Here is a 12,135-nt window from a genome sequence, read left to right as displayed (position 1 = left end):
AAGCCCCCGACGTTTGTGGGTGCGGGCTTGGTCGCGAAAGCGGTGTATCAGCCAACATTTGTGGCGGATCTCATTCCGTCTTCGCGAGCAAGCCCGCTCCCACAGGCGTGGATGGCCGTTCACATATGGATCAAGCCTGCGCCTGACCTTCGGCGAGGAAGAACCAGGTTTCCAGCACGGAGTCCGGGTTCAGCGACACGCTTTCGATGCCCTGCTCCATCAGCCACTTGGCCAGATCCGGGTGGTCCGAAGGGCCCTGACCGCAGATGCCGATGTATTTGCCGGCCTTGTTGCACGCGGCAATCGCGTTGGCCAACAGCTTCTTGACCGCCGGATTACGCTCGTCGAACAGGTGCGCGATGATCCCGGAGTCACGGTCCAGGCCCAGTGTCAGCTGAGTCAGGTCGTTGGAACCGATCGAGAAACCGTCGAAGAACTCGAGGAATTCTTCAGCCAGGATCGCGTTGGATGGCAGTTCGCACATCATGATCACGCGCAGGCCGTTGTCGCCACGGGCCAGGCCGTTTTCGGCGAGCAGATCGACTACCTGACTGGCTTCGCCGAGGGTACGAACGAACGGCACCATGATTTCGACGTTGGTCAGGCCCATCTCGTTGCGCACGCGTTTCAACGCGCGGCATTCGAGTTCGAAGCAGTCACGGAACGATTCGCTGATGTAACGTGAAGCGCCACGGAAGCCGAGCATCGGGTTTTCTTCTTCCGGCTCGTACAGCTTGCCGCCGATCAGGTTCGCGTATTCGTTGGACTTGAAGTCCGACAGACGCACGATGACCTTCTTCGGCCAGAACGCTGCCGCGAGGGTGCTGATGCCTTCCACCAGTTTTTCGACGTAGAAGCCGACCGGATCGTTGTAACCGGCGATGCGCTTGTCGACGCTGTCCTTGATTTCCTGCGGCAGGCCGTCGTAGTTCAACAGCGCTTTCGGGTGTACGCCGATCATGCGGTTGATGATGAATTCCAGACGGGCCAGGCCGACACCGGCGTTCGGCAGCTGCGCGAAATCGAAGGCGCGGTCCGGGTTGCCGACGTTCATCATGATCTTGAACGGCAACTCCGGCATGGCGTCCACGGAGTTCTTCTTGACGTCGAAGCCCAGCTCTCCTTCGAAGATGTAACCGGTGTCGCCTTCGGCGCAGGACACGGTCACACCCTGACCATCCTTGAGCAGTTGGGTGGCGTTGCCGCAACCCACGACCGCTGGAATCCCCAGTTCACGGGCGATGATCGCCGCGTGACAGGTACGGCCGCCCCGGTTGGTGACGATGGCGCTGGCGCGTTTCATCACCGGCTCCCAGTCCGGGTCGGTCATGTCGGAGACCAGCACGTCACCGGCCTGGACTTTGTCCATTTCCGAGACGTCCTTGATGATCCGCACTTTGCCGGCGCCAATGCGCTGGCCGATGGCACGACCTTCCACCAGCACGGTGCCGGTTTCTTTCAGCAGGTAACGCTCCATGACGTTGGCCTGGGTGCGGCTTTTCACGGTTTCCGGACGGGCCTGCACGATGTACAGCTTGCCGTCGTCACCGTCTTTGGCCCACTCGATGTCCATCGGGCAGCCGTAGTGCTTCTCGATGATCATCGCCTGCTTGGCCAGCTCGCTGACTTCGGCGTCGGTCAGGCAGAAACGCGCGCGTTCGGCCTTGTCGACATCGACGGTCTTCACCGAACGACCGGCCTTGGCCTCGTCGCCGTAGATCATCTTGATGGCTTTGCTGCCGAGGTTGCGGCGCAGGATCGCCGGGCGACCGGCTTCCAGGGTGCCTTTGTGTACATAGAATTCGTCGGGGTTGACCGCGCCTTGAACAACGGTTTCGCCCAGACCGTAGGCGCCGGTGATGAACACCACGTCACGGAAACCGGATTCGGTATCGAGGGTGAACATCACGCCGGCGGTACCGGTTTCCGAACGCACCATGCGCTGCACGCCAGCCGACAGGGCGACCAGTTTGTGGTCGAAGCCCTGGTGCACGCGGTAGGAAATCGCCCGGTCGTTGAACAGCGAAGCGAACACCTCTTTGGCGGCGCGGATAACGTTTTCCACACCACGGATGTTCAGGAAGGTTTCCTGCTGACCGGCGAACGAGGCGTCCGGCAAGTCTTCGGCGGTGGCGGAAGAACGCACGGCCACGGCCACGTCAGGGTTACCGGCCGACAGCGCGGCGAACGCGGTGCGGATCTCGGTATTGAGTTTTTCAGGGAATTCGGCGTCCATGATCCATTGACGGATCTGCGCACCGGTCTTGGCCAGTGCATTGACGTCATCGACGTCTAGGGCGTCGAGAGCCTTGTGGATCTGATCGTTGAGGCCGCTCAGTTCGAGAAAGTCGCGATAGGCCTGCGCGGTGGTGGCAAAGCCGCCGGGGACCGACACACCGGCACCCGCCAGGTTGCTGATCATCTCGCCCAGGGATGCGTTCTTGCCCCCCACATGCTCAACATCGTGTTTGCCGAGCTTATCGAGGGAAACTACGTACTCTACCAAGGTGATCTCTCCACTAACTGTGTTGGAAAAGCTCAGAAACCGGCGGCTCGGGGGAGCGTTGGCCGGCTGTATGGCCTGGACCTGGAAAATAAGTGAGAATGCGGGCCAATGGCGGCCGGCAAATCGCGCCTATCATATCCAGAAATACTCTTTAGCTTAAGGCCCAAGGTGCAAATGAAACGATCTGCTTTCTTTATCTCCGATGGCACCGGCATTACCGCCGAAACCCTGGGTCAAAGCCTTCTGGCGCAGTTCGAAAACATTACCTTCACCAAGCTCACGCGGCCGTATATCGACAACGCGGACAAAGCGCGGGCCATGGTACAACAAATCAACAAAGCCGCCGAAACCGACGGCTTCCGTCCGATCATCTTCGACACCATCGTCAATCAGGACATCCGTGAGATTCTCGCAACCTCCAATGGTTTCATGATCGACATTTTCTCGACGTTCCTCGCCCCGCTCGAACAGGAACTGACCGAGCATTCTTCCTACACCGTCGGCAAGTCGCACTCGATCGGCCACAACTCCAATTACATGGAGCGCATCGAGGCGGTGAACTTCGCCCTCGACAACGACGACGGCGCGCGCACCCACTATTACGACAAGGCCGACCTGATACTAGTGGGCGTGTCGCGTTGTGGTAAGACGCCGACGTGTCTGTACATGGCAATGCAATTCGGTATCCGCGCGGCCAACTATCCGCTGACCGAAGACGACATGGAACGCCTGACCCTGCCGACCGCCCTGCGCGCCCATCAGCACAAGCTGTTCGGCCTGACCATCGACCCCGACCGCCTCACCGCGATCCGCAACGAGCGCAAGCCCAACAGCCGCTATTCGAGCTACGCCCAGTGCGAATTCGAAGTGCGCGAAGTGGAAAACCTGTTCCGCCGCGAGAACATCCCGCACATCAACTCCACGCATTTTTCGGTGGAAGAGATTTCGGCGAAGATTCTGGTGGAGAAAGGCGTGGAGCGGCGGTTCAAATAGATTTGTGGCGTCTGTTCTGACGCCTTCGCGAGCAAGCCCGCGCCCACAGGTTGATCGAGTTCCTCCAGTTGGAATGCGATCGCATGTGGCAGCGGGCTTGCTCGCGAAGAACGACTACACGGTTTCCGTTAATGCTCGCGCCAGGGCCTCGAACCCGCCCAGCAACAATCGGTCATCCCCCACCGCATTGCATACACTCGCTCGAATGAACTGCGGCACCGCCGCATGCCCGACCGCAAAGGCCTCGGCGGTGGCCACCAGGTAGTTGTTTTCCTTCAGCTCCGCAGCAATTTGCGATGCGCGCCACAGCTCCGGCACCTCAATCCAGAAGTGCGGGCTATGCGCATCCGCCTTGTAATTGAGCCCAGCCAACTCCGGTGCGACCAGCGCCTTGCGCCGGCCGATTTCGCTGATCTGCTCATCCAGCAAACGCTCGGCCATGCCGTTGTCGATCCAGCGGCTCGCAAACTCCATCGCCAGCGGATTGGCCATCCAGCAGGTGCCGCGAATGGCCGCACTCAGGCGCCCGATCAGCGCTTGCGGTGCATGCAGATAACCGACCCGCAGACCGGCTGAAACGGCCTTGCTCAGACTGCCGATCAACACCGCGCGCTCGGCGGCGAAATGGCTCAGCGGCAACGGTCGCTGGCGGGCCAGCACCGCATGTGCGTCGTCCTCGAAAATCAGCAGATGGTGTTGGCGACAGATGTCGGCAATCGCCTCGCGCCGTGGCACCGACATGACTGCCGCCGTCGGGTTTTGAATCGTCGGCGTGCAGTACAGCGCCGAGACGCGATGCTGCCGGCAGACGTCGTCCAGCGCTGCCGGCAGCAGCCCTTCGTCATCCATTGCGACACCGATGAGTTTGATCCCCAACTGGCGCGCGACGCTGATCAGGCCTGGATAGGTCAGATGCTCGGTAACCAACGTGTCGCCGGCCTTGAGCAGGCCCATCAAGGCGCACAGCAAGCCATGCTGGCCGCCATTGACGCACAACACCTGATCGGCGTGCGGCTGGAACGCGCCATGACTCAACCAACGCGCCCCCGCCTGCCGATGCCGCAGCAAACCGCTTTCGACGGTGTAACCGGTCAACTGCTGCAAGCCGCGCGGATCACTGGCGAGGCTGTGCAGGGTCTGGCTCATGAATGCCGCTTCCTGCCCAGGGATCGGCTGATTGCGGCTCATGTCGAAACAGGCGCGCGGCTCATCGCTGACATTGCGAAAGCCCTTGTCCTGCGGCCGCTCCATCCCGCGCTCACGCACATAAGTGCCATCGCCGACCCGGGCCACCACCAGACCGACCCGCTCCAGTTCGCCATAGGCGCGACTGATGGTGCCGATGGTCACGCCCAGGCTATCGGCCAACAGCCGGTGCGGCGGCAATTTCGCTCCCGCCGCAATCACGCCTTCGGCGATGGCCTGCTGCACCGCATCCGCCAGGCGCTTGTACTTCACCCCCACCCCGTTGGCGAGGCCGTCGCGGAGGATTGACACCATGGCAATACTTACTTTGACAGTCATTGTCGCCCCGAATAGCGTGCTGAAAACAGGTTCAATCAGGGATAGCCCTTTTCAACCACCAGGTCAATGCGGAGCACCCAGCATGTCGACTGCCATCAGCGCACCGTTGAGCGCCAGCAAACCGTGGCTCGCCGGATTGCTCACCAGCACGTTGTTTCTGGTCGTCTGCCTGAGCTGGGGCACTACGTGGCTGGGGATCAAGATTGCCGTGGAAAGCGTGCCGCCACTGACCGCCGCGGGCCTGCGCTTTCTGATCGCCTTTCCGCTGTTCCTGAGCTTCGCCGCACTGCGCAGGGAACCGCTGTTGTTCCCGCGACAGAGCCGCTGGTTTTTCGTGTTCGTCACGCTGTCGTACTTCAGCCTGCCGTACTACCTGCTCAACTACGGCGAGATGCACGTTTCGTCCGGTCTGACAGCGCTGCTGTTCAGTTGCATGCCGGTGTTTATCCTGATGTTTTCCGCGCTGTTCCTGCGCGCGAAAATCCTCCCCACACAGATGCTCGGTATCGCCATCGGTTTCGCCAGTCTGTTCATGATCATTCGCAGCCAGGGCCTGCATCTGGATCAGGCGGAATGGCTCGGCGTATTGGCGATTCTGTGCGCGGCGATCCTGCATGCGCTGTGTTACGTGGTGACTAAAAAGCACGGCAGCGCGATCAGCGTGATCACCTACAACACCCTGCCGATCGGCATCGCCGGGCTGATGTTATTTATTGTCGGCTTGAACGTGGAAGCACCGGTATTCAAGGACGTGACCGCGCGCTCATGGGGCGCTCTGCTGTACCTCGGACTGGTGGCGTCAGTGGGCGGCTTTATCGTGTATTTCATCCTGCTCAAACGCCTCAGCCCGGTGCTGTTGTCGTTCGTGTTCATCATCTTCCCGGTATTCGCCCTGCTCATCGGCGCCTGGTACGAAGGCACGCCGATCTCGCGGGACCTGATGCTGTACTCGGCAATCCTGCTCGCCGGTTTCGCGATCACCAAGCTACCGCTCAAACGCTGAAAGCCCACGACCCGACGTGAGCACAAGGGCTCACACACCACTCAACTTTGAACATCGGAGGTTCAAATGTCGGTACACACCATGGAAACCCTCAGCCTGTTTAACAGCGAACCCTACCGGCGCGCCTTTGGTGCCCGCGTCATCGCAGTGGTCGATCAGGCCGTCGTGCTGGAACACACCCTTTTCTACCCAACCGGTGGCGGGCAGCCGGGTGACACCGGGCATTTCAGTCTGGTGGATGGTACGCGGATCGAAGTCACCGGGACGGTGCGCGATCCCCTGCTGCCGTCGATCATCTGGCATCAGGTGCAGGAGTGTCCGCCGCAGTTGTGTACCGGCGCATTGGTCAACGCCAGTCTCGACTGGGAGCGGCGCTATCAGCACATGAAGATGCATACCTGCCTGCATCTGCTCGGTGCGCTGATCAATGCGCCAGTCACCGGGTGCAGCATCAGCGCCGACAAGGGCCGACTGGATTTCGATCTGCCGGAAATGACCCTCGACAAGGACAGCATCACCCGCGACCTCAACACGCTGATCGAACAGGCCTGCACGGTCAATACCCTGTCGATGCCGGCCGCCGAGTACCCCGCCTTGCTGGAGAGGACCGGCAGCAAGACGGTCAAGCCGCCCGTCATTCAGGGTGACTTGCGCATGGTCGAGGTCAGCGGCGTCGACATCCAGCCCTGTGGCGGCACCCATGTGCACAACACCCGGGAAATCGGCCGGGTGTATTGCGAAAAAATCGAGAAGAAAAGCCGCAACAATCGCCGGGTAATCCTGCGTTTCGCGTAGGCGGACGGGCATTTACCGGATGAAAGTTTCTTCACTCAAAACAGACACGGTCTTTACGTCTTTGTAACATCTGGAAATATACAATCCGCGCAAGCAGCGCATCCGGTTCCCAAACCGGATGCGCCAGCCCTCCTGGCCTGATGAATTCAGCGGGCCCGCAACATTCACCTCCCACTTGAACCTGAAGAACGAGCATCCGCTCACTCGGTGGGTCGTGCAGACAGAAGCTACGCTCAGACTGCCGCGCCCCCTTGGACACCGCTGGAATCACTGCGTATGAAGAAAGTGTTCCGTCACTACATCCCGGCCACGACCCGGCGCTTGCTGCCCAATCGCTGGGACCTGATCGCCATGCCGCTGGTGATCGGCTTCTTGCTGTTTTTCTCGATCACCGCCCGGGAAACCTGGGCGCCAATCGCCACCTTGCAGAGCGAAGTGATTTCCCTCGATCCGGGCAACCTGCCGGAATACGCCATGCGGACCACCCTGCGCATGCTCGCGGCGATGGTCGCGGCGCTGGTGTTCACCCTGCTTTACGGCACCCTGGCCGCGAAAAGCCGTCGCGCCGAAAAACTGCTGGTGCCGGTGCTGGACATCCTGCAATCGGTGCCGGTGCTGGGCTACATCTCGTTCACCGTGACCTTCTTTTTGCTGATGTTTCCCGGCCGGGTACTCGGGGCAGAATTCGCTGCGATCTTTGCGATTTTCACCAGTCAGGCGTGGAACATGACCTTCAGCTTCTATCAGTCGCTGCGCATGCTGCCGCGGGATCTGGTGGAGGTGTCGACCAACCTGCAACTGTCCGGCTGGCAGAGTTTCTGGAAACTCGACGTGCCTTTCGCCATGCCCGGGCTGGTGTGGAACATGATGATGAGCATGTCCGGCGGCTGGTTCTTCGTGGTGGCGTCGGAAGCAATCACGGTGGGGGACCAGACCATCACCCTGCCGGGTATCGGCTCGTATCTGGCCATGGCCATCGCGCAGAAAGACCTGCACGCGGTGGGTTACGTGATCCTGACGATGATCGTGGTGATCCTGATCTACGACCAGTTCCTGTTCCGCCCGCTGGTGGCCTGGGCCGACAAGTTCCGCATGGAAAACACCGCCTCGCAGACCGCCGCGCCCGAATCCTGGGTACTGAACCTGATCCAGCGCACCCGCTTGATCCAGCGCCTGCTGCGCCCGTTCAGCCGCGCCATCAGCCGGCTGGGCAACATGCGCTTGAACCTGCCGCGCGCGGCGCGCCACACCCTCAGCGCGGACAACCCGAGCAGAGCGAAAATGATCGACTGGATCTGGGGCACATTGATCGCGCTGCTCACGGCTTATGCGCTTTATCACATCGTCCTGTATGTCGGCACAGAAGTGACGCTCGCCGAGGTCGGCCATGTATTGCTGCTGGGGTTCTTCACCTTGCTGCGAGTGGCCGGTCTGATTCTCATTGCTTCGCTGATCTGGGTGCCGCTGGGAGTGATGATCGGCCTGCGTCCGGCGCTGGCGGAAAAGATCCAGCCGCTGGCGCAGTTCCTCGCGGCATTTCCGGCGAACTTGCTGTTCCCGGTATTCGTCATCGTGATCCTGCGCTATCAGTTGAACCCGGACATCTGGCTCAGCCCGCTGATCGTGCTCGGCACGCAGTGGTACATCCTGTTCAACGTGATCGCCGGAGCCAGCGCCTTCCCCAATGACTATAAGGAGGCCGCCGCCAACTTCCGCATTCGCGGCTGGTTGTGGTGGCGCAAGGTCATGCTGCCGGGCATTTTCCCGTACTACGTGACCGGCGCCATTACCGCCTCGGGCGGTGCGTGGAACGCCAGCATCGTTTCCGAATTCGTCTCCTGGGGGCAGGACAAAGTCGTTGCCCACGGTCTCGGGGCCTATATCGCCCAGACCACCGCCGCCGGAGATTTTCCGAAAATCACCCTCGGCGTGGTGGTCATGGCGATCTTTGTCGTGGCCTTCAATCGTCTGGTCTGGCGACCGATGTACGCCGTGGCCGAAAACAAACTGCGCCTGAACTGATGGGACTCGCTGCGATGAATACCTATACCGGACAAACCGCCGCCAGCCCCGAAATCTACTCGCTCAGCGATGTGAACCGGGTGTTTGGCAAGGGCAAGGAAGAACTGCAAGTGCTCAGCGGGGTGGATCTGACCCTGCGCGAAGGCGAGATCGTCGGCATGCTCGGCCGCTCCGGCTCCGGCAAATCCACCTTGCTGCGGATCATTGCCGGCCTGATCGAACCGTCATCGGGCGACGTCCTGTACAACGGCCAGCCGCTGCACGGCCCGGCCGAAGGTGTGGCGATGGTGTTCCAGACCTTCGCCCTGTTCCCGTGGCTGACGGTGCTGGAAAACGTCGAGGCCGGCCTGCAAGCCTTGCAGGTCGAACGCAAGGCTGCGCGTAAACGGGCACTGGCGGCGATCGACCTGATCGGCCTCGACGGTTTCGAAAACGCCTACCCGCGCGAGTTGTCCGGCGGCATGCGCCAGCGCGTGGGCTTCGCGCGTGCGCTGGTGGTCAACCCGACCCTGTTGCTGATGGACGAACCCTTTTCGGCACTGGACGTACTGACCGCCGAAACCCTGCGCACGGATCTGCTGGACCTGTGGAGCGGCAAGCAACTGCCGATCAAATCGATCCTGATCGTCACCCACAACATCGAAGAAGCAGTGCTGATGTGCGACCGCATTCTGGTGTTGTCGTCCAACCCGGGCCGGGTGGTGGCGGAAATCAAAGTGCCGTTCGCCCATCCACGCAACCGCCTGGATCCGGCTTTCCGGCAGATGGTCGACGACATTTACGCGCAGATGACTGACCGGCGCAGCGCCGATGCCAGCGCCGGCAAACCCGAGCTGAAAATGAGCAGTCCGCTGCCTGAGGTCTCGACCAACCTGATGGCCGGTCTGATCGAAACCATCGCCGCCGAACCCTACAACGGCCACGCCGGCCTGCCCACCGTGGCCGAACGGCGTCTGCTGGAAGTCGATGACCTGTTCCCCGTGGCCGAGATGATCGAGCACCTCGGTTTGGCTGAACTCAAAGGCGCCGACATCACCCTGACCGACGCCGGCAAACTGTTCGCCGACTACGGCACCCAGGAGCGCAAAACCCTGTTTGCCGAGCACCTGATTCGCCACGTGCCGCTGGCCGCGCGCATCCGTCAGGTACTACTGGAGCGCAATGGTCACCGCGCGCCACGGGTGCGTTTCGAGCAGGAACTGCAGGACTCGCTGACCGAAGCGTTCGTCGAGAGAACCCTGGAAGTGGTGATCGCCTGGGGTCGTTATGCGGAGATTTTCTCCTACGACGACCACACCGAAACCTTCAGCCTGGAGGATGTCGAGGGCAGCCTGTAGCCCGCGACACCTCTGGCGTTGGCCTAGATCACGAACAGGTCGACGAAGCGATTGACCGGCGTGGCTTCGAGCGCTTGCTGATCCTTGCACAGGGTGAAGATCTCGTTGCTGCGCTGGCCGGTGAAACGCGTCGCCAGGTTGGCCTTGAACTTGTCCTCCAGCAACGGGATGCCCTCGGCGCGGCGGCGACGGTGGCCGATCGGGTATTCCACCACCACGTTCTCGGTGCTCGAGCCATCCTTGAAAAACACCTGCACCGCGTTGGCAATCGAGCGCTTGTCGGCCTCCAGATACTCGCGGGTGAAACGCGGGTCTTCGACGATGACCATCTTCTCGCGCAACACATCGATGATCGGGTGCGCAGCGTGGAAATCGTCCTCGTATTGTTCGGCCAGCAGATTGCCGAACGCCAGCGGCACGGCGGTCATGTACTGGAGGCAGTGGTCGCGGTCGGCGGCGTTGGCCAACGGTCCGACCTTGGAAATGATGCGAATCGCCGACTCATGGGTGGTGATGACGATGCGGTCGATTTCATGCAAGCGGTTGCGCACCAACGGATGCAAGGTCACCGCCGCTTCGCAGGCCGTTTGCGCATGGAATTCAGCGGGGAAGCTGATCTTGAACAGCACGTTTTCCATCACGTAACTGCCGTAGGGCCGCGAGAAACTGAAGGCGCATTTGCCTTCGGGCTTGAGCGCCAGATCATTGTTGGTGTGGCTGAACGAGACGTCATAGAAGCCCCACTGTTTGGCCGTCAGCACACCAGGAATGCCCATCTCGCCACGCAGGGCGATGTCGGCCAGACGCACGCCACGACTGGTCGCATCCCCCGCCGCCCATGACTTGCGCGACCCGGCGTTCGGCGCATGGCGATAGGTGCGCAGCGCCTGACCATCGGCGAAGGCATGGGACAACGCCGACAGCAGTTGCTCGCGATTGGCCCCCATCAGTTTGGCGGTGACGGCGGTCGAAGCGACTTTCACCAGCAGCACGTGGTCTAGGCCGACGCGGTTGAACGAGTTTTCCAGAGCGATCACGCCTTGGATCTCGTGGGCCATGATCATCGCTTCAAGTACATCGCGAATCGTCAGCGGCTTCTCACCATTGGCAACGCGTTTTTGCGACAGGTGATCGGCCACCGCGAGAATTCCGCCGAGGTTGTCCGACGGATGCCCCCACTCGGCGGCGAGCCAGGTGTCGTTGTAGTCGAGCCAGCGCACAATGCAGCCGATGTCCCACGCGGCTTTCACCGGGTCGAGGCGATAGGAAGTGCCCGGCACCCGCGCCCCGAACGGCACGACGGTGCCCTCGACGATGGGGCCAAGGTGCTTGGTGCATTCGGGAAAACGCAACGCCAGCAGGCCACAGCCGAGGGTATCCATCAGGCAGTTGCGGGCGGTGTCGAGGGCTTCGGCAGATTCGACGTTGAAGGTGAGGACGTAATCGGCGATGTCCTGCAGGACACGGTCGTAGTCGGGGCGGTTGTTCTGGTCGACGTTGGCGCTCATTGCGGTTCTCCTGGTGGGGAATGATGAGTGGGGTGGTCTTCCTCAGGGGCTGGTTGGTTTTTTGTTCAGAGTAGATCGTGGTGTCTGCTTTGTGATGTTTCGTCAGTGGATTGTTTCCCTCACCCTAGCCCTCTCCCGGAGGGAGAGGGAACCGACCGGGTGATATTCAACACATACGTCGACCTGAAAGCTCTTCCGTGAATCCATAATCGCCAAGATGCTTCAGGTCGCAGGACATCCAATTACAACTCGGTCTGCTCCCTCTCCCTCCGGGAGAGGCTAGGGTGATATTCAACACATACGTCGACCTGAAAGCTCTCCCGTGAATCCATAATCGCCAAGATGCTTCAGGTCGCAGGACATCCAATTACAACTCGGTCTGCTCCCTCTCCCTCCGGGAGAGGCTAGGGTGATATTCAACACATACGTCGACCTGAAAGCTCTCCC

Annotated in this window: 8 protein-coding genes; 5 read left to right on the top strand and 3 right to left on the bottom strand. The window is 60.9% G+C overall.

What is annotated here, in order from left to right; translation table 11 throughout:
* Positions 1-130: 130 nt before the first annotated feature.
* A complete protein-coding gene (gene ppsA, locus QMX91_RS23325) occupies positions 131-2,506 on the bottom strand; it encodes a phosphoenolpyruvate synthase (protein ID WP_096797095.1) in 2,376 nt (791 codons plus the stop codon).
* Between the two features lie 174 nt (positions 2,507-2,680).
* Here ppsA and QMX91_RS23320 point away from each other — a divergent pair, with 174 nt between their 5' ends.
* Positions 2,681-3,499 (top strand): pyruvate, water dikinase regulatory protein, encoded by an 819-nt coding sequence (locus tag QMX91_RS23320; RefSeq protein WP_007960912.1) that lies wholly within the window; start codon positions 2,681-2,683, stop codon positions 3,497-3,499.
* 114 nt (positions 3,500-3,613) lie between these two features.
* On the opposite strand, the gene QMX91_RS23315 is transcribed toward QMX91_RS23320, so the two are convergent.
* Entirely contained in the window at positions 3,614-5,023 is a 1,410-nt protein-coding gene (locus QMX91_RS23315; RefSeq protein ID WP_282413449.1) for a PLP-dependent aminotransferase family protein, read from the bottom strand.
* A gap of 82 nt (positions 5,024-5,105) precedes the next feature.
* Between QMX91_RS23315 and QMX91_RS23310 the strand changes: the two genes are divergently transcribed.
* The 4 genes from QMX91_RS23310 to QMX91_RS23295 all read left to right on the top strand — a co-directional run bounded on the left by QMX91_RS23310 (position 5,106) and on the right by QMX91_RS23295 (position 10,180).
* The gene (locus QMX91_RS23310; RefSeq protein ID WP_282413448.1) at positions 5,106-6,026 is read left to right on the top strand and encodes an EamA family transporter; all 921 of its coding nucleotides are present in this window, start codon (positions 5,106-5,108) and stop codon (positions 6,024-6,026) included.
* A 66-nt stretch (positions 6,027-6,092) separates the two neighbouring features.
* Positions 6,093-6,821: an alanyl-tRNA editing protein gene (locus tag QMX91_RS23305; RefSeq protein WP_210557452.1), complete on the top strand. Its 729-nt coding sequence runs from the start codon at positions 6,093-6,095 to the stop codon at positions 6,819-6,821.
* 276 nt (positions 6,822-7,097) lie between these two features.
* Entirely contained in the window at positions 7,098-8,843 is a 1,746-nt protein-coding gene (locus tag QMX91_RS23300; protein ID WP_098967952.1) for an ABC transporter permease subunit, read from the top strand.
* A gap of 14 nt (positions 8,844-8,857) precedes the next feature.
* Complete coding sequence (locus QMX91_RS23295; protein ID WP_282413447.1) at positions 8,858-10,180, top strand: nitrate/sulfonate/bicarbonate ABC transporter ATP-binding protein; 1,323 nt, start codon at positions 8,858-8,860, stop codon at positions 10,178-10,180.
* A gap of 23 nt (positions 10,181-10,203) precedes the next feature.
* Here the strand turns inward: QMX91_RS23295 and prpD are convergent, their stop codons facing one another.
* Entirely contained in the window at positions 10,204-11,688 is a 1,485-nt protein-coding gene (gene prpD, locus QMX91_RS23290) for a 2-methylcitrate dehydratase (protein ID WP_282413446.1), read from the bottom strand.
* Positions 11,689-12,135 lie beyond the last annotated feature (447 nt).

Origin of the sequence: Pseudomonas sp. PS01299 (assembly GCF_029960145.1) — a bacterium.
GTDB lineage: Bacteria > Pseudomonadota > Gammaproteobacteria > Pseudomonadales > Pseudomonadaceae > Aquipseudomonas > Aquipseudomonas putida_A.
The sequence above is the reverse complement of the archived record's forward strand: the minus strand, read 5'-3'. Positions and strand labels throughout refer to the sequence as shown.

Coding starts and splice junctions, on each gene's coding strand:
- QMX91_RS23305 (WP_210557452.1), top strand. CDS start 6,093: ATGTCGGTACACACCATGGAAACCCTCAGCCTGTTTAACAGCGAACCC.
- QMX91_RS23315 (WP_282413449.1), bottom strand. CDS start 5,023: ATGACTGTCAAAGTAAGTATTGCCATGGTGTCAATCCTCCGCGACGGC.
- QMX91_RS23310 (WP_282413448.1), top strand. CDS start 5,106: ATGTCGACTGCCATCAGCGCACCGTTGAGCGCCAGCAAACCGTGGCTC.
- QMX91_RS23300 (WP_098967952.1), top strand. CDS start 7,098: ATGAAGAAAGTGTTCCGTCACTACATCCCGGCCACGACCCGGCGCTTG.
- QMX91_RS23295 (WP_282413447.1), top strand. CDS start 8,858: ATGAATACCTATACCGGACAAACCGCCGCCAGCCCCGAAATCTACTCG.
- prpD (WP_282413446.1), bottom strand. CDS start 11,688: ATGAGCGCCAACGTCGACCAGAACAACCGCCCCGACTACGACCGTGTC.
- QMX91_RS23320 (WP_007960912.1), top strand. CDS start 2,681: ATGAAACGATCTGCTTTCTTTATCTCCGATGGCACCGGCATTACCGCC.